The organism is Pseudomonas sp. FP2338, assembly GCF_030687515.1.
GTDB lineage: Bacteria > Pseudomonadota > Gammaproteobacteria > Pseudomonadales > Pseudomonadaceae > Aquipseudomonas > Aquipseudomonas salomonii.
Map to the genome: position 1 here is coordinate 3,817,676 of NZ_CP117436.1, position 16,792 is coordinate 3,834,467.

The following is a 16,792-nucleotide window of genomic DNA, read 5'->3' on the forward strand; positions in this document are numbered from 1 at the left end:
GGCAGCGTTTGAAACCTCTAGTTTATTCCTGGATCACGTCGGCACCCTTGGGGATGACAAACTTGAACTTGGATGCATCCACCGGCTGGTTAGCCTTGACGCCGGAGAACAGGATATCGGTGCGTTGGCCAACGCTGTCGATCAGGCGCATGTTGTTGATCACGCCGTTGCCGAACGACAGGTTCAGGCTGTCAAACAGCGTGTCCTTGGATTTGGGCTTGAGGGTGAACTCGATCACGTTGCTGGTTTGCTTGGAGGTGATGTCGAAGCTGTCGTTGATCTTCGATACATCGCCCGACAGCAGCAGCGCCGGCGTCTGGTTCAGGCGCGGGTCGAGCTTCTTGATGGTCGCCTGTTCCAGGTCCGGGTCCCACAGGGTGACCTTCTGGCCATCGGAAACGATGGTCTGCTCAGCCTTGCCTTCGGTGTGCCAGTAGAACAGCCCAGGGCGCTGCACGGCCATTTCGCCTTCGGTTTGCTGCAACTGGGTGCCACCGGCATCCAGGGTCAGTTGGGAGAAGCGCGCGGTCAGGGTCTTGGATTTGTCCAACAGGTTGGTCAGGCTGGCCACCGAGGCCGGATCAGCGTGGGCCGAAACAGCAGTCAGGGCCAGTGCAGGCAACAACAGCATGCGGATAAAGCGCATGGGAATCCTCATTGAGTCGTCAGGACGCGCCGCGTGTTGCCACGCAGCACGGGGTCAGTCGCGCATCTGCCCGGGGGCGATGACTTCACGCGAACCGTTGGTGTTCATGGCGGTCACGACGCCAGCATTTTCCATGGATTCGATCATGCGGGCGGCGCGGTTGTAGCCGATTTTGAGCTTGCGCTGCACCGCAGAGATCGAGGCGCGACGGCTTTCGAGTACGAATGCCACGGCTTCGTCGTAAAGCGCGTCGGTTTCGGCATCGTCATCACCGCCGCTGCCGCCGTCGAAGCCGCTGCCGGCCTCTTCCACGCCCGCGAGGATGTCGTCGTTGTATTCCGGCGCGCCACGCAGTTTCCAGGCTTCGACCACGCGATGCACTTCGTCATCGGAGACGAACGCACCGTGCACGCGAATCGGCAGGCTGGTGCCCGGCGGCATGTAGAGCATGTCACCGTGGCCGAGCAATTGCTCGGCGCCACCCTGGTCGATGATGGTGCGCGAGTCGATCTTGCTGGAGACCTGGAACGCCATCCGCGTTGGAATGTTGGCCTTGATCAAGCCGGTGATCACATCCACCGACGGCCGCTGGGTCGCGAGAATCAAGTGAATACCGGCCGCACGCGCCTTTTGGGCGATACGCGCGATCAGTTCTTCAACCTTTTTGCCGACGATCATCATCATGTCGGCAAACTCGTCGACCACCACCACGATGGTCGGCAGCTTGGTCAGCAGCGGCGCTTCATCGTGGATGCTTTCGCGCTTGTACAGTGGGTCGGTCAGCGGTGTGCCGGCGTCCTGGGCTTCCTTGACCTTGGCATTGAAGCCCGACAGGTTACGCACGCCCATCTTCGCCATCAGCTTGTAGCGGCGCTCCATCTCGGCGACGCTCCAGCGCAGGGCGTTGGCGGCGTCCTTCATGTCGGTCACCACCGGGCACAGCAGGTGCGGGATGCCTTCGTAGATCGACAATTCGAGCATCTTCGGGTCGATCATGATCAGCTTGGCGTCATCCGGGCCGGACTTGAACAGGATCGACAGGATCATCGCGTTCACGCCCACCGACTTACCGGAACCGGTGGTACCGGCCACCAGCAAGTGCGGCATTTTCGCAAGGTCGGTGATCACCGGCTTGCCGCCGATGTCGTGGCCGAGGGCCAGGGTGACCGGCGATTTGAAGTTGTCGTATTCCGGGGTCGACAGCACCTCGGAGAACCGCACGATCTGGCGGTCTTCGTTGGGAATCTCGATGCCGACGGTGGTCTTGCCGGGGATCACTTCAACCACACGCACACTGGTCACGGCCAGGGAACGGGCCAGGTCTTTGGCCAGGTTGGAGATACGGCTGACCTTGACGCCGGCGGCCGGCTGGATTTCGTAACGGGTAATCACCGGGCCTGGGTGGATCGAATCCACCGAGACTTCGACGCCGAATTCCTTGAGCTTGATTTCCAGCAGGTGACCGACGGCCGCCAGGGATTCCGGGGAATAATTGAGTTGTTTCTTTTCGGCCGGGTCGAGAATCGAGATCGGCGGCAGAGTGCCTTCGACGGCGCTGTCGACAAACAACGGCGCCTGCTTCTCTTTCTGCACACGATGGCTCGGCTCGGGCGCTTTGGGCGGTGCCGGGGCAATCACCGGCGGCACTTGCTTCTCGCGGTCCGACATGTGCTTGCTCAGGGCCTGCTCGCGCTCGATCAAGCGCTCCTTGACCTTGGCCTGCTCGCGGCGGTCCGGCGTACTCGGGGCCACCACTTCGTTAACGCGGGTGTCCACCTCGCGCAGTTGCGCGACCATGCGTTTGCGATCGACTCGGGCCGACCACCAACGGTTGGCCGCGCCCTGGAACAGCTCGAGCAGGTCCAGGGTGATCTTGCCGGTCACGTCCATCACCTTGAACCACGACAGGTCGGTGAACACGGTGAGGCCGAACAGGAACAGCGCGATAAACATCAAGGTGCTGCCTTGGATGTTCAGGGTCTTGCGCGCCAGGTCGCCGAGGCTTTCGCCCAACGCCCCGCCCGCGCCCGCCGGCAGGCCGGTAGGTGCATGGAAGTGGATGTGCGCCAGCGCCGCGCCGGACAACACCAGGAACACCAGGCCGATCAGGCGCCAGGAGAACAGCCAGCCGCTCCACTGCCACGGTTCGTGACGCTGGCGGAAGATCTGCCAGGTCTTGATCGCCAGCAGCAGCGGGAAGATATACGCAAAGTAGCCCAGCACCATAAACAGGATATCGGCGCTGTAGGAACCGGCGGGGCCGCCGAAGTTCTGCACGTCTTCGATCTTGCTGTTGTGGCTCCAGCCCGGATCGTCCTTGCCATAGGTGAGCAAGGCCATCATCAGGAACAGGCACAGGGCGCCAATAGCGATCAGCGCGCCTTCCTTGAGTCGATAATGCAGGTGCTGGCGCCAGGCCGGCACGACTGCTGCTTTAGGTGTTGCGGCGGATTTCTTCAAAACGGGTCTATTCCTGCGCCTTTAGCGCGTCCATCTGTTGAATGACTGCACACTGCTCAATCCGAGCAGCTGAAAAATGAACGAATGTCGCTGAAACTACTTTTAACATTGGGTGATGAACAGGTGAAAGGGCGATAACGCCACAATGCCCGCATTGTACGGGTTTGCGTCGGCGATGCCACGTACTTGCCCTCACCCGACGGCCTGCACAGATGATGTGTCACAGCCTGTTCAATTTGAGCATGCATTGCCTTTGCTGACAAAGGCTTATGCGCTGTTTTTATCAAAGCAGGCAAGCTTGGCAATTGGCCTGCATGGCCCAGACCCGATTACGACCGCGCCTGTGGGGCAGAGTTGCAGAAACACCCGTTAACGCTATTGCGCGCCGATGCCCGATTCGGGCTGGCCCCCCCAGCGCCTTGTCGACAATAATCACCCCACATGCGGCAGGCGTCATACCTGCCACTCCCCTCCCCTACCGTAAGCCTGGATGCCATGCTGACCTGGTTGCAACGCGATTCCCTGACTTTCCCGCCGCTGGCCAAGGCCATGCGCGAACCCAATGGCTTGCTGGCTGCCGGCGGCGACCTGTCGGCCGAACGACTGATCCAAGCCTATCGCCATGGCTGCTTCCCGTGGTTCTCCGACGGCCAGCCGATCCTCTGGTGGTCTCCAGACCCACGCACGGTGATATTCCCCGACGAACTGCACGTATCACGCAGCCTGGGCAAACTGTTGCGCCAGCAGCGCTACAGCGTGACCTTCGACCAAGACTTCGCCGCCGTCATCCAGGCCTGCGCCGCGCCCCGCGCTTATGCGGACGGCACCTGGATCACCGAAGGCATCCAAAGTGCCTACCTGGAGCTGCACCGGCGCGGCTACGCGCACTCCGTTGAAGTATGGGATGACGGCAAGCTGGTGGGCGGCCTGTATGGCCTGGCCATGGGCCAATTGTTTTTTGGCGAATCGATGTTCAGCCGCGCCGACAATGCCTCCAAGTTCGGCTTTGCCACGCTGACCCGCCAGTTGCAGGCCTGGGGTTTTGTACTGATCGACTGCCAGATGCCCAATGACCACCTGCACAGCCTCGGCGCCCGCGCCATACCACGCAGTGAATTTGCCGATTTCCTGCGCAACCATTTGGACCAACCCAGCTCTGGCCCGTGGGTTTCCTAGGCGACTTCCTCGTACCTGGCTTACACTTATTTCAAAGCTTAACCCGAGGGTTGATCATGACCGAGCTGGCGCGCTTGAAGTTTTATGCCACTCAAGCCCACTCTTGCAGCTATCTGCCTGACGAGCAGGCCACCACACTGTTCCTCGACCCCAGCCAGCCGATGGACGTGCATGTGTATGCCGACCTTTCGGAGATGGGCTTTCGGCGCAGTGGCGATCATCTGTACCGACCCCATTGCCAGAATTGCAATGCGTGCGTGCCTGCGCGCATCCCGGTTGCGCAGTTTTTGCCGGACCGTAACCAGAAACGCATTCTCAAACGCAACGCCGACCTGACGGTCACGGCCACCAAGCCGCACTACAGCGAAGAATATTTCGATCTTTACCAGCGCTACATCGAACAACGCCATGCGGATGGCGACATGTTCCCGCCCAGCCGTGATCAGTTTTCGACCTTCCTGGTGCGTGACCTGCCCTTCTCGCGCTTCTATGAGTTCCGCCTGGACGGCCGCCTGCTGGCGGTGGCCGTGACCGACCTGCTGCCCAACGGCCTCTCGGCGGTCTACACCTTCTATGAACCGGCCGAGGAACGCCGCAGCCTTGGGCGCTTTGCGATTTTGTGGCAAATCGGAGAAGCCCTGCGCCTGGAACTGGAGGCGGTGTACCTCGGATACTGGATCAAGAACTGCAAAAAGATGAACTACAAGACCCAATATCGGCCCATTGAGCTACTGATTAATCAAAGATGGGTAACGCTTAACTAGAACCCCTTGGCTTAAACACCCTTTTTCGGGCACAATGCACGCCGCTTTTGCCTGGCGCAGTTGCACCGGGCCATTCACTGGATACCGAGGGCTTTACTGCATGTCGAAAGAAGACAGCTTCGAAATGGAAGGCACTGTCGTCGACACCCTGCCCAACACCATGTTTCGTGTGGAGTTGGAAAATGGGCACGTCGTAACCGCGCATATCTCCGGCAAGATGCGCAAGAACTACATTCGTATTCTTACCGGTGACAAAGTGCGCGTCGAGCTGACGCCCTATGACTTGAGCAAAGGGCGCATCACTTACCGCGCTCGTTAAGCAAGTCAATACAAAACGCCCGGTTATGCCGGGCGTTTTTGTGTGTGCGAGATTTAGCCAAACACTCTGGATCCCACAGGGGGGGGGACAGCAAAAAGGCGCCTTTCGGCGCCTTTTGCTGTGTTGCGATCAGCTATCAGGCCATTTCGGCCGTGGTTTCGAACTCGAAGGTCAGCTCGCCATCCTTCAGGTCGATATGCACCACGCCGCCATGGTCGGAAAGCTCGCCAAACAGGATCTCTTCGGCCAGCGGCCGCTTGATCTTGTCCTGGATCAGACGCGCCATTGGGCGAGCGCCCATTGCCGAGTCGTAGCCACCTTGGGCCAGCCAGTTGCGCGCCGCATCCGTCACTTCCAGCTGCACGCGCTTGTCTTCCAACTGCGCTTGAAGCTCGGTAAGGAACTTGTCCACCACGCTTTTGATAACCTCATGGCTGAGGCGACCAAACTGGATAATGGTGTCCAGACGGTTGCGGAACTCAGGCGTGAAGCTCTTCTTGATCACTTCCATCGCGTCGGATGAGTGATCCTGATGCGTAAAGCCAATGGAGGCCCGCGCAGCAGTCTCGGCACCGGCGTTGGTGGTCATGATCACGATGACATTGCGAAAGTCCGCCTTGCGCCCGTTGTTGTCGGTCAGGGTGCCATGGTCCATGACCTGCAGCAGCAGGTTGAAGACTTCCGGGTGGGCCTTCTCGATTTCATCGAGCAGCAACACGCAGTGCGGCTGCTTGGTGATGGCTTCGGTCAGCAGGCCGCCCTGGTCGAACCCGACATAGCCCGGAGGCGCGCCGATCAGGCGCGACACGGTGTGGCGCTCCATGTATTCGGACATGTCGAAGCGTACCAGCTCGATACCCATGGCCTTGGCCAATTGGCGCGCAGCTTCGGTCTTGCCGACGCCAGTCGGGCCTGCGAACAGGAACGAACCTACCGGCTTGTCCGGCGACTTGAGGCCCGCACGCGACAATTTGATCGCGGTGGACAGCGCGTCAATAGCCGCATCCTGACCGAACACCGTGAGCTTGAGGTCGCGCTCCAGGTTACGCAGCAGCTCCTTGTCGGAACTGTTGACGTGCTTAGGCGGAATACGCGCGATCTTCGCCACGATGTCCTCGACTTGAGGCACGTCGATGCGTTTCACACGTTTCTCGACCGGCTGCAGGCGCTGGTAGGCACCCGCCTCGTCGATCACGTCGATAGCCTTGTCCGGCATATGCCGGTCATTGATGTAGCGCGATGCCAGCTCAGCAGCGGCACGCAGGGCTTCATCGGTGTACTCGATGCCGTGGTGGGCCTCGAAGCGCCCTTTGAGGCCGCGCAGGATGCCGATGGTGTCTTCCACCGAAGGCTCGGACACGTCGACTTTCTGAAAACGACGCGCCAGGGCACGGTCTTTTTCGAAGATGCCGCGAAATTCCTGGAAGGTGGTCGAACCGATGCAACGGATATCACCCGACGACAGCAGCGGCTTGAGCAGGTTGGAGGCGTCCATCACCCCACCCGACGCCGCACCGGCGCCAATGATGGTGTGGATTTCATCGATAAACAGGATCGCCTGCGGGCGCTTTTTCAGCTCGCCGAGCAGCGCCTTGAAGCGTTTCTCGAAATCGCCACGGTACTTGGTCCCGGCGAGCAACGCGCCCAGGTCAAGTGAGTAGACGACGCTGTTGGCCAGCAAATCCGGCACCTGGTTATCCACGATGCGCTTGGCCAGGCCTTCGGCAATCGCGGTTTTACCCACGCCCGCCTCACCGACCAGCAATGGGTTGTTCTTGCGACGACGCGCGAGGATCTGCGCTACACGCTCAACCTCAAGCTCACGCCCCACCAGCGGGTCAATCCGCCCCTGGCGCGCGAGCTCGTTAAGGTTGCTGGCATAGGCATCCAGTGGATTGCCCGAAGAAGAAGACTCACCGCCCTCGTCGTCCTGCATATCCTGCTCACCCTCGGAATGATCGCCGTGCCCTGGCACCTTGGAGATACCGTGGGCGATGTAGTTGACGACATCAATACGGGCAACGCTCTGCTGCTTGAGCAGGAACACTGCCTGGCTTTCCTGCTCGCTGAAAATCGCCACCAGCACATTGGCGCCCGTGACCTCACGCTTACCGGAGCTCTGTACGTGGAAGACAGCACGCTGCAACACCCGCTGGAAGCCCAGGGTTGGCTGGGTCTCACGGTCCTCGTCATGCACGGGGATCAGTGGCGTGGTGGAGTCGATAAACTCCTGCAGGTCATGCTTGAGTTTGTCGAGGTTGGCGCCGCACGCACGTAGAACGGTGGCGGCAGCTTCGTTATCCAAAAGTGCCAGCAGCAGGTGTTCGACGGTCATGAATTCATGACGCTTCGAACGAGCCTCCTTGAAGGCAAGATTGAGGGTGACTTCGAGCTCGCGGTTTAACATAGCTTCACCTCATACCCAAGTGGTCGGCGTTAACCGTCCTTCTCGATTTCACAGAGTAGCGGATGCTGGCTTTCCCTGGCGTACTGGTTGACCTGCATGGCCTTTGTCTCGGCGATGTCACGGGTAAACACTCCACATACTGCCCGTCCTTCTGTGTGAACGGCCAGCATTACCTTGGTCGCCAGCTCGCGGTTCAGGTTAAAAAACACCTCGAGCACTTCGACGACGAAATCCATCGGTGTGTAGTCATCATTAAACAAAACCACCTTGTACATCGGCGGCGCCTGTAGAGCAGGCTTCGCCTCCTGGACAGCAATGCCTGCAGAACCGTCGTCATCGTGTTCCTGATCCGGGCGATCCTGATTGAATGTTAGTCGAATCTGGCTGTTTGCATGCATGGAAAGAAAGGTTCGTCAGTGGTTCAAATACAGTGGTGGGGGCGACCTGTCAGATTTTCAACTACTGACCGGCTGGTCGCCTTGACTATCGGCGAAACGGTGTTACAACCAATAGAACCCACAGTGGGTAAAAAAGGTCCGCGCAGTCAACCTTATTTATTCGGGTTAGGACGGATAAACTGGATGATACTCCAGTGATGGAGTCTGGTGCAGAGGGATATGGGTATGTCTGGCGTCAAGATCAGTGGCAAGGTCAAATGGTTTAACAATGCCAAGGGATATGGGTTCATCAATGCAGATGGAAAATCCGGAGAAGACCTCTTCGCGCATTTTTCAGCGATTACCATGGATGGGTACAAGACGCTGAAAGCGGGTCAGGAAGTAGTGTTTGAGATTATTCAGGGCCCCAAAGGCATGCATGCTGTCGCAATCTGCGCCGCTTGCTCGGCCGCACCCGGCACAGCCCACGACAAAACGCATGAAACAATGCCCATGGCAGATGAGCCTGCTCAATCAAGGAAGAAACAACCCGCCTGATCAGCTTTTGAGGTAAATACGGTAAAAAGCCGACCACCCTGATTCGTCAGAATGGCCGGCTTTTTTTATGACCTCAATTTACATATGCGAAATCAACGCATCACCAAACCCTGACGACGACACCAGCTTCGCACCGTCCATCAAACGTTCAAAGTCATAGGTCACGGTCTTCGCCGAAATCGCACCATTGGTGCCCTTGATGATCAGATCCGCCGCTTCAGTCCAACCCATGTGCCGCAGCATCATTTCCGCCGACAGGATCAACGACCCTGGGTTGACTTGATCCTTGCCTGCATATTTAGGCGCAGTGCCGTGGGTGGCCTCGAACATCGCCACGGTGTCGGAGAGATTGGCCCCCGGCGCAATACCAATACCACCCACTTCCGCCGCCAGCGCGTCAGACAGGTAGTCACCGTTGAGGTTAAGCGTGGCGATCACGTCATATTCGGCCGGACGCAACAGGATCTGCTGGAGCATGGCATCGGCAATCGCGTCCTTGACCACCACATTCTTGCCGGTCTTCGGGTTTTTGAACTGCATCCACGGGCCGCCGTCGAGCAGGGTCGCGCCAAATTCTTTTTCGGCAATACCGTAGGCCCACTCTTTGAAGGCACCCTCGGTGAACTTCATGATGTTGCCTTTGTGCACAATGGTCAGCGAATCGCGGTCATTATCCACTACATATTGCAGGGCTTTGCGCGCCAGGCGCTCAGTGCCTTCTTTGGAGACTGGCTTGATGCCGATCCCGCAGTCCTGATCGAAACGGATCTTGGTGACGCCCATTTCTTCTTTCAGGAACTTGATCACCTTGATGGCTTCCGGCGAGCCGGCCTTCCACTCGATACCGGCATAAATGTCTTCGGAGTTTTCACGGAAGATGGTCATGTCCACATCGCCAGGCTTCTTGACCGGGCTGGGCACACCTTCAAACCAGCGCACCGGGCGCAGGCACACATACAAATCGAGCTGCTGACGCAGGGCCACGTTCAGCGAACGGATGCCACCGCCAACCGGCGTGGTCAGCGGGCCTTTGATGGAAACCACGTAATCCTTGACCGCATCCAGGGTTTCCTGGGGCAGCCAGGTGTCCTGGTCGTAGACTTGAGTCGCTTTCTCACCGGCATACACCTCCATCCAGGAGATTTTGCGCTTACCGCCGTAGGCCTTTTCAACAGCTGCGTCGACCACCTTGATCATCACCGGGCTGATGTCGACGCCAATACCGTCGCCTTCTATATAAGGGATGATCGGTTGGTCAGGAACATTGAGAGAATGGTCTGCATTGACGGTGATTTTGTCGCCGACTGCCGGAACCTGAATCTTCTTGTATCCCATGCTGAACTCCATCTATGGATTGAACATCTGGCTGCGTTCGAGCCTACTCCAGATAAATGGCGACTGAAACCTCACGCCATGCTCATTTGCATCGAAAACAGCATAATTTGTCGCCTACAAGCCTGAAAGCAAAGACAAAATCGCCAATCTTGAGCACATCGTGCGACTTTGGTCGCAGTCTGGGCCCTGCGACCTTTAGACCAATGGACGACACACCTTTTGTATGAAGGCTCGGCGTAAGCATAGCGACCTATGTATAATGCCGCCGCTGACCAAAGAGTCACGACGGTTGACCGCTCCTGCACTTGTAAACAGTGTGCATAGCCCTCAACCAGAAAGCAGGACCATTACCATAGTCCAAACGCTTGACGCTCGACTGATGCAAACCAACATCACCGCGAAGAAACCTCGACATTTCGCTCATGGATGACTTTGAACGAACGCGCTCCACCCGGCGCATCTCGAGTTTCTGCGCACGCTTTCAGCAAAGAAGAGAGTTAATCCGAATATGCCCACCCGCTCGAAGATCATCTACACCTTCACCGACGAAGCCCCAGCCCTCGCCACCTATTCACTGCTGCCTATCGTAGAGGCCTTCACCGCTTCCGCTGATATTGCTGTGGAAACCCGCGACATTTCCCTGGCCGCGCGCATCCTCGCAAGCTTCCCCGAGCAACTGGGCACCAAGGCAATCGCGGACCACCTCGCCGAACTGGGCGACCTGGCCGTTACGCCTGAAGCCAACATCATCAAGCTGCCTAACATCAGCGCCTCGACCCCGCAGCTGCAAGCGGCGATCAAGGAACTGCAGGCCCAGGGCTACGCCCTGCCGGACTACCCGGAAACCGTAACCACCGACGCGGAAAAAGAAACCCGCGCACGTTACGACAAGGTCAAGGGCAGCGCCGTGAACCCGGTACTGCGCGAAGGCAACTCCGACCGCCGCGCACCGCTGTCGGTCAAGAACTACGCGCGCAAGCACCCGCACAAAATGGGCGCCTGGGCTGCCGACTCCAAGTCGCACATCGCACACATGAGCACCGGCGACTTCTACGGCAGCGAAAAAGCCGTGCAGATCGAAGCCGCTGACGCCGTAAAAATCGAACTGATCGCCAAAGACGGCACTGCGACCGTCTTGAAAGAAAAGACCTCGGTACAAGCCGGCGAAATCATCGACACCGCCGTGCTGAGCAAAAAAGCCCTGCGCGCGTTCATTGCCGCTGAAATCGAAGACGCCAAGAAGCAAGGCGTGCTGCTGTCGGTTCACTTGAAAGCCACCATGATGAAGGTCTCCGACCCGATCATGTTCGGCCAGATCGTTGCCGAGTTCTATAAAGACGCCCTGGCCAAGCACGCTACCGTGCTGGAACAGATCGGCTTCAACCTGAACAACGGCATCGGCGACCTGTACGCTCGCATCAAGGCGTTGCCAGCCGAGCAACAAGCGCAGATCGAAGCTGACATTCAGGCGGTCTACGCCGCTCGCCCTTCCCTGGCGATGGTCAACTCCGACAAAGGCATCACCAACCTGCACGTTCCGAGCGACGTCATCGTCGACGCCTCGATGCCGGCCATGATTCGTGACTCCGGTAAAATGTGGGGCACCGACGGCCAGCTGCACGACACCAAGGCGGTGATCCCGGATCGCTGCTACGCCACCATCTACCAAGCCGTCATCGAAGACTGCAAGGCCAATGGCGCTTTCGACCCAACCACCATGGGCAGCGTGCCAAACGTTGGCTTGATGGCCAAGAAAGCCGAAGAGTACGGTTCCCACGACAAGACCTTCCAGATCAAGGCTGACGGCGTAGTCCGCGTCACCGACAGCAAGGGCGCCCTGCTGATGGAACAGGCTGTTGACGCCGGCGACATCTTCCGCATGTGCCAGACCAAAGACGCGCCGATCCAGGATTGGGTCAAGCTCGCCGTCAACCGCGCTCGCGCCAGCAACACCCCGGCCATTTTCTGGCTGGACCCTAAGCGCGCGCACGATGGCGTGGTGGTCGAGAAAGTTCAGGCCTACCTGAAAGACCACAACACCGAAGGCCTGGACATCCGCATCATGTCGCCGGTCGACGCGATGAAGTTCACCCTGGAGCGCACCCGCAAGGGCCTGGACACCATCTCGGTGACCGGTAACGTACTGCGCGACTACCTGACCGACCTGTTCCCGATCATGGAACTGGGCACCAGCGCCAAGATGCTGTCGATCGTGCCGCTGATGAACGGTGGTGGCCTGTTCGAAACCGGCGCCGGCGGTTCGGCGCCGAAACACGTGCAGCAATTGGTTGAAGAGAACTTCCTCCGCTGGGATTCCCTGGGTGAGTTCCTGGCCCTGGCCGCATCCCTTGAGCATTTGGGTGTTACTTACAACAACCCGAAAGCCCTGGTGCTGTCCAAGACCCTGGACCAGGCCACTGGCCAGTTCCTGGACAACAACAAGTCGCCATCGCGCAAAGTCGGCAACATCGACAACCGCGGCAGCCACTTCTACCTGGCGCTGTACTGGGCACAAGCCCTGGCCGCCCAGACTGAAGATGCTGCACTGCAAGCGCAGTTCGGCGAACTGGCCAAAACCCTGGCCGACAACGAGGCAACCATCGTTGCCGAGCTGAACGCCGTACAGGGCAAGCCAGTGGACATCGGCGGCTACTACGCGCCGAACCCGGAGCTGACCAGCAAGGCCATGCGCCCAAGCAACACCCTCAATGCGGCGATCGCCAAGTTGAAGTAAGGTTGTAAGGATGCAAAGAAGCCCCGGCCATGTGCCGGGGTTTCTGTTTGCACCCTGGCTTCACTGAACAACCCCGATCAAATGTGGGAGCTGGCTTGCCTGCGATAGCGGTGGTTCAGCTGCATCTGTGTCAACTGACAGGCTGCTATCGCAGGCAAGCCAGCTCCCACACTGAACGAGTTTCTTCAGTCACTACACATTGAGGCACCTATGACCTGGCAACCCCACATCACCGTCGCCACTATCGTCGAAGACAACGGCCGCTTCCTGATGGTCGAGGAGCTCAAGGGCGGCCGCGCCGTGCTCAACCAGCCGGCCGGCCATCTGGACCCGCACGAAACCCTCACCGAAGCGGCCGTGCGCGAAACCCTCGAAGAAACCGGCTGGGACGTCGAGGCCACCGGCATCGTCGGCATCTACCTGTACACCGCTCCCAGCAATGGCGTGACTTATCAGCGCGTGTGCTTTACCGCCAAAGCCTTGAAACATCACCCCGACTACACACTCGATGAAGGCATCGTCCGCGCCCGCTGGCTGACCCGTGAGGAGCTGATGGCCCTGCGCGACGACTGGCGCAGTGAGCTGATCATCCGCTGTATCGATGATTATCTGGCCGGCCAGCGCCATAGCCTCGAATTGATCCGCCCTTCTCTTTAGCCTTGCGGGCGTGAGCCTGTTAGAATCGCGTCCTTTTTCAAGACACCCGTTGAAACCCTATGCGTGATCCAGCCCCTTCTGACACACAAAAGAAGCGCGTCATCGTCGGCATGTCCGGCGGCGTGGACTCTTCCGTTTCCGCCGTTCTGCTCATGGAGCAGGGTTATGAGGTGGAAGGCCTGTTCATGAAGAACTGGGAAGAAGACGATGGAACGGAATATTGCACCGCCATGGACGACCTGGCCGACGCCCAGGCCGTGTGTGACAAGATCGGCATCAAGCTGCACACCGCCAACTTCGCCGCCGAGTACTGGGACAACGTGTTCGAGCACTTCCTGGCCGAATACAAAGCCGGTCGTACGCCGAACCCGGACATCCTGTGTAACCGCGAAATCAAGTTCAAGGCGTTCCTCGACTACGCCATGATCCTCGGCGCCGACCTGATTGCCACTGGCCACTACGTGCGCCGTCGCGACGTCGACAACCGCACCGAACTGCTCAAAGGCCTGGACCCGAACAAGGACCAGAGTTACTTCCTGCACGCCGTCGGTGGCGAACAGATCGCCAAGACCCTGTTCCCGGTCGGCGAGCTGGAAAAACCCGAAGTGCGCAAGATCGCCGAAAAACACGGCCTGGCCACCGCCAAGAAAAAGGATTCCACCGGGATCTGTTTTATCGGCGAGCGCCGCTTCAGCGACTTCCTCAAGCAATACCTGCCGGCACAGCCGGGCGAAATCAAAACCACCGACGGTGAAGTGATCGGCCGCCACCATGGCCTGATGTACCACACCATCGGCCAGCGTCAGGGCTTGGGCATCGGCGGACTGAAAGACGCCGGCGAAGAGCCGTGGTACGTACTGGTCAAGGACCTGGAAAACAATGTGCTGGTCGTCGGCCAGGGCAATGAGCACCCACTGCTGTTCTCGGGCGCGCTGCTGGCGTCGGAAATCTATTGGGTCAACCCTATCGACCTGAGCACGCCACGCCGCCTGACCGCCAAAGTGCGCTATCGCCAGAGCGACCAGCCCTGCACCCTGGAAAAAACCGCCAGCGGCTACCGCGCCACCTTCGATGACCCGCAACGCGCGGTCACGCCGGGCCAATCGGTGGTGTTCTATGACGGCGAAATTTGCCTGGGCGGTGGCGTGATTGAAGTCGCCGAAGCCTGGAGCAACCCGGCATGAGCCCGACCCAGGAGCAATTGACGGCACTCGGCGGGGTCTTCCTCGCCGCCGTGCTGGTCGACAAGATCGCCAAGACCGGCCAGGTGACCGAAGCAGGCCTGACCTGCATGCTCGGCAGCCTGCTGATCCGCGACCCCAAGGACACCCTGGAAGTCTACGGTGGCGACGACCTGGCGCTGCGTGAAGGTTACCGCGCGCTGATCGGCGCCCTGGAACGCGACCCAAGCACCTTGCAACGTGAGCCGCTGCGCTATGCGCTGTCGATGCTCGGCCTTGAGCGGCAACTGGCCAAGCGCGACGACCTGCTCGACACCATCGGCAAACGCCTGCCGCAGATTCAATCCCAGGTGGAACACTTCGGCCCGGCCCACGAAAACGTGATTGCCGCCTGTGGTGCGCTGTACCAGGACACGTTGAGCACCTTGCGCCAGCGCATCCAGGTGCACGGCGACATGCGCAACCTGCAGCAACCGAACAACGCCTCGAAAATCCGCGCCCTGCTCCTGGCCGGTATTCGTTCGGCGCGGTTGTGGCGTCAGTTGGGCGGTCATCGCTGGCAGTTGGTGATCAGCCGACGCAAATTGCTCAAAGAGCTTTACCCGTTGATGCGCAACGAATAAGTCGCAGCAACCCGCTTTTTTTATAGCCTCACGCGTAATACGCCGGTCAGTTGGCGACGGACCGGCGAATTTTTTCATGTATGATACGCGCCCCATTTCGTTGCCCGACTGTCCGAGAACACCCCATGCAGCTCTCTTCGCTCACTGCGGTTTCCCCTGTTGACGGCCGCTACGCCGGCAAAACCCAGGCCCTGCGCCCTATTTTCAGCGAATACGGCCTGATCCGTGCTCGCGTTCTGGTTGAAGTGCGCTGGCTCCAGCGCCTGGCCGCTCACCCTGCCATCAGCGAAGTGCCGGCGTTTTCCGCCGAGGCCAACGCTGTATTGAACACCCTGGCGGAAAACTTCTCCCTGGAGCACGCCGAGCGTGTGAAAGAGATCGAGCGCACCACCAACCACGACGTCAAAGCCATCGAATACCTGCTCAAAGAACAAGCGGCCAAGCTGCCGGAACTGGCCCAGGTCAGCGAGTTCATCCACTTTGCCTGCACCAGCGAGGACATCAACAACCTGTCCCACGCCCTGATGCTGCGCGAAGGCCGTGATGACGTGATGCTGCCACTGATGCGCCAGACCGCCAACGCTATCCGCGAGCTGGCCATCCGCTTCGCTGACGTGCCGATGCTGTCGCGCACCCACGGCCAACCGGCTTCGCCGACTACCTTGGGCAAAGAGCTGGCCAACGTGGTGTATCGCCTGGAGCGCCAGATCGCTCAAGTCGCGGCCGTGCCGCTGCTGGGCAAAATCAACGGCGCCGTGGGCAACTACAACGCCCACCTGTCGGCCTACCCGGAAATCGACTGGGAAGAAAACGCCCGCGCCTTCATCGAAGACGAGCTGGGCCTGGGCTTCAACCCCTACACCACGCAGATCGAACCGCACGACTACATTGCCGAGCTGTTCGACGCGATTGCGCGCTTCAACACCATCCTGATCGACTTCGATCGCGATATCTGGGGTTACATCTCCCTGGGCTACTTCAAGCAGCGCACCATCGCCGGCGAGATCGGTTCGTCGACCATGCCGCACAAGGTCAACCCGATCGACTTCGAAAACTCCGAAGGCAACCTCGGTATCGCCAACGCCCTGTTCCAGCACCTGGCCAGCAAGTTGCCGATCTCGCGCTGGCAGCGCGACCTGACCGACTCCACCGTACTGCGTAACCTCGGCGTGGGCTTTGCCCACAGCGTGATCGCCTACGAAGCCAGCCTCAAAGGCATCAGCAAGCTTGAGCTCAACGCGCAGAAGATCGCCGCTGACCTGGATGCGTGCTGGGAAGTATTGGCCGAGCCGATCCAGACCGTAATGCGCCGCTACAACATCGAAAACCCGTACGAGAAGCTGAAAGAGTTGACGCGCGGCAAGGGCATCAGCCCTGAGGCGCTGCAAACTTTCATCGATGGCCTGGACATGCCAGCCGCTGCCAAGGCCGAGCTGAAACTGCTCACCCCGGCCAACTACATCGGCAACGCGGTAGAGCAAGCCAAGCGCATCTGATCAGCGCGCGACCCTTTGAGACGCCCGGCCGCGCCGGGCGTTTTTATTCCTGTCTTAAA

At 59.3% G+C, this 16,792-nt stretch carries 14 protein-coding genes; 9 read left to right on the forward strand and 5 right to left on the reverse strand.

The annotated features are described in order from the left end of the window. Positions 1-22 precede the first annotated feature (22 nt). Both lolA and PSH96_RS17220 read right to left on the reverse strand, forming a co-directional pair. Positions 23-646: an outer membrane lipoprotein chaperone LolA gene (gene lolA, locus PSH96_RS17215; protein WP_017137501.1), complete on the reverse strand. Its 624-nt coding sequence runs from the start codon at positions 644-646 to the stop codon at positions 23-25. 54 nt (positions 647-700) lie between these two features. Continuing rightward, on the reverse strand, positions 701-3,106 hold the full coding sequence (locus tag PSH96_RS17220; protein WP_056861706.1) for a DNA translocase FtsK: 2,406 nt from the start codon (positions 3,104-3,106) through the stop codon (positions 701-703). 495 nt (positions 3,107-3,601) lie between these two features. Here PSH96_RS17220 and aat point away from each other — a divergent pair, with 495 nt between their 5' ends. From aat to infA, 3 genes are all read left to right on the forward strand, one after another. Then, positions 3,602-4,282 carry a leucyl/phenylalanyl-tRNA--protein transferase gene (gene aat, locus PSH96_RS17225; RefSeq protein WP_069788234.1) on the forward strand — a complete coding sequence of 227 codons (681 nt, stop codon included), beginning with the start codon at positions 3,602-3,604 and terminating at the stop codon, positions 4,280-4,282. A 56-nt stretch (positions 4,283-4,338) separates the two neighbouring features. After that, complete coding sequence (locus tag PSH96_RS17230) at positions 4,339-5,046, forward strand: arginyltransferase (protein WP_305454041.1); 708 nt, start codon at positions 4,339-4,341, stop codon at positions 5,044-5,046. 100 nt (positions 5,047-5,146) lie between these two features. Further along, positions 5,147-5,365, forward strand: coding sequence for a translation initiation factor IF-1 (gene infA / locus PSH96_RS17235; protein ID WP_002553999.1), 219 nt, complete (start codon positions 5,147-5,149; stop codon positions 5,363-5,365). A gap of 136 nt (positions 5,366-5,501) precedes the next feature. Here infA and clpA read toward each other — a convergent pair whose 3' ends face one another. Together clpA and clpS are read right to left on the reverse strand one after the other, a co-directional pair. After that, complete coding sequence (clpA, locus tag PSH96_RS17240; protein WP_305454042.1) at positions 5,502-7,772, reverse strand: ATP-dependent Clp protease ATP-binding subunit ClpA; 2,271 nt, start codon at positions 7,770-7,772, stop codon at positions 5,502-5,504. Positions 7,773-7,801: 29 nt separating this feature from the next. Beyond that, complete coding sequence (gene clpS / locus PSH96_RS17245) at positions 7,802-8,170, reverse strand: ATP-dependent Clp protease adapter ClpS (protein ID WP_005789091.1); 369 nt, start codon at positions 8,168-8,170, stop codon at positions 7,802-7,804. A gap of 225 nt (positions 8,171-8,395) precedes the next feature. Here clpS and cspD point away from each other — a divergent pair, with 225 nt between their 5' ends. Next, positions 8,396-8,707 carry a cold shock domain-containing protein CspD gene (gene cspD / locus PSH96_RS17250; protein WP_305454043.1) on the forward strand — a complete coding sequence of 104 codons (312 nt, stop codon included), beginning with the start codon at positions 8,396-8,398 and terminating at the stop codon, positions 8,705-8,707. Between the two features lie 78 nt (positions 8,708-8,785). Here the strand turns inward: cspD and icd are convergent, their stop codons facing one another. Beyond that, positions 8,786-10,042: an NADP-dependent isocitrate dehydrogenase gene (icd, locus tag PSH96_RS17255; protein WP_056861702.1), complete on the reverse strand. Its 1,257-nt coding sequence runs from the start codon at positions 10,040-10,042 to the stop codon at positions 8,786-8,788. Positions 10,043-10,550: 508 nt separating this feature from the next. Between icd and PSH96_RS17260 the strand changes: the two genes are divergently transcribed. The 5 genes from PSH96_RS17260 (at position 10,551) to purB (ending at position 16,733) form a co-directional block, all read left to right on the forward strand. Next, on the forward strand, positions 10,551-12,776 hold the full coding sequence (locus PSH96_RS17260) for an NADP-dependent isocitrate dehydrogenase (RefSeq protein WP_305454045.1): 2,226 nt from the start codon (positions 10,551-10,553) through the stop codon (positions 12,774-12,776). 210 nt (positions 12,777-12,986) lie between these two features. Continuing rightward, positions 12,987-13,433, forward strand: coding sequence for an NUDIX hydrolase (locus tag PSH96_RS17265; RefSeq protein ID WP_056861700.1), 447 nt, complete (start codon positions 12,987-12,989; stop codon positions 13,431-13,433). Positions 13,434-13,492: 59 nt separating this feature from the next. Continuing rightward, positions 13,493-14,617, forward strand: a complete 1,125-nt coding sequence (gene mnmA / locus PSH96_RS17270; protein ID WP_056861699.1) for a tRNA 2-thiouridine(34) synthase MnmA — start codon at positions 13,493-13,495, stop codon at positions 14,615-14,617. Beyond that, on the forward strand, positions 14,614-15,237 hold the full coding sequence (gene hflD / locus PSH96_RS17275) for a high frequency lysogenization protein HflD (RefSeq protein WP_003192101.1): 624 nt from the start codon (positions 14,614-14,616) through the stop codon (positions 15,235-15,237). Before mnmA ends, hflD begins: the two co-directional genes overlap by 4 nt. Positions 15,238-15,362: 125 nt before the next feature. Then, positions 15,363-16,733: an adenylosuccinate lyase gene (purB, locus tag PSH96_RS17280; protein ID WP_017737156.1), complete on the forward strand. Its 1,371-nt coding sequence runs from the start codon at positions 15,363-15,365 to the stop codon at positions 16,731-16,733. Positions 16,734-16,792 lie beyond the last annotated feature (59 nt).

Bases quoted from the DNA above. Each gene is read 5' to 3' on its own strand.
- PSH96_RS17265 (WP_056861700.1), top strand. From the start codon at position 12,987: ATGACCTGGCAACCCCACATCACCGTCGCCACTATCGTCGAAGACAAC.
- infA (WP_002553999.1), top strand. From the start codon at position 5,147: ATGTCGAAAGAAGACAGCTTCGAAATGGAAGGCACTGTCGTCGACACC.
- clpS (WP_005789091.1), bottom strand. From the start codon at position 8,170: ATGCATGCAAACAGCCAGATTCGACTAACATTCAATCAGGATCGCCCG.
- hflD (WP_003192101.1), top strand. From the start codon at position 14,614: ATGAGCCCGACCCAGGAGCAATTGACGGCACTCGGCGGGGTCTTCCTC.
- clpA (WP_305454042.1), bottom strand. From the start codon at position 7,772: ATGTTAAACCGCGAGCTCGAAGTCACCCTCAATCTTGCCTTCAAGGAG.
- purB (WP_017737156.1), top strand. From the start codon at position 15,363: ATGCAGCTCTCTTCGCTCACTGCGGTTTCCCCTGTTGACGGCCGCTAC.
- PSH96_RS17230 (WP_305454041.1), top strand. From the start codon at position 4,339: ATGACCGAGCTGGCGCGCTTGAAGTTTTATGCCACTCAAGCCCACTCT.
- icd (WP_056861702.1), bottom strand. From the start codon at position 10,042: ATGGGATACAAGAAGATTCAGGTTCCGGCAGTCGGCGACAAAATCACC.
- cspD (WP_305454043.1), top strand. From the start codon at position 8,396: ATGTCTGGCGTCAAGATCAGTGGCAAGGTCAAATGGTTTAACAATGCC.
- aat (WP_069788234.1), top strand. From the start codon at position 3,602: ATGCTGACCTGGTTGCAACGCGATTCCCTGACTTTCCCGCCGCTGGCC.
- PSH96_RS17260 (WP_305454045.1), top strand. From the start codon at position 10,551: ATGCCCACCCGCTCGAAGATCATCTACACCTTCACCGACGAAGCCCCA.
- lolA (WP_017137501.1), bottom strand. From the start codon at position 646: ATGCGCTTTATCCGCATGCTGTTGTTGCCTGCACTGGCCCTGACTGCT.
- mnmA (WP_056861699.1), top strand. From the start codon at position 13,493: ATGCGTGATCCAGCCCCTTCTGACACACAAAAGAAGCGCGTCATCGTC.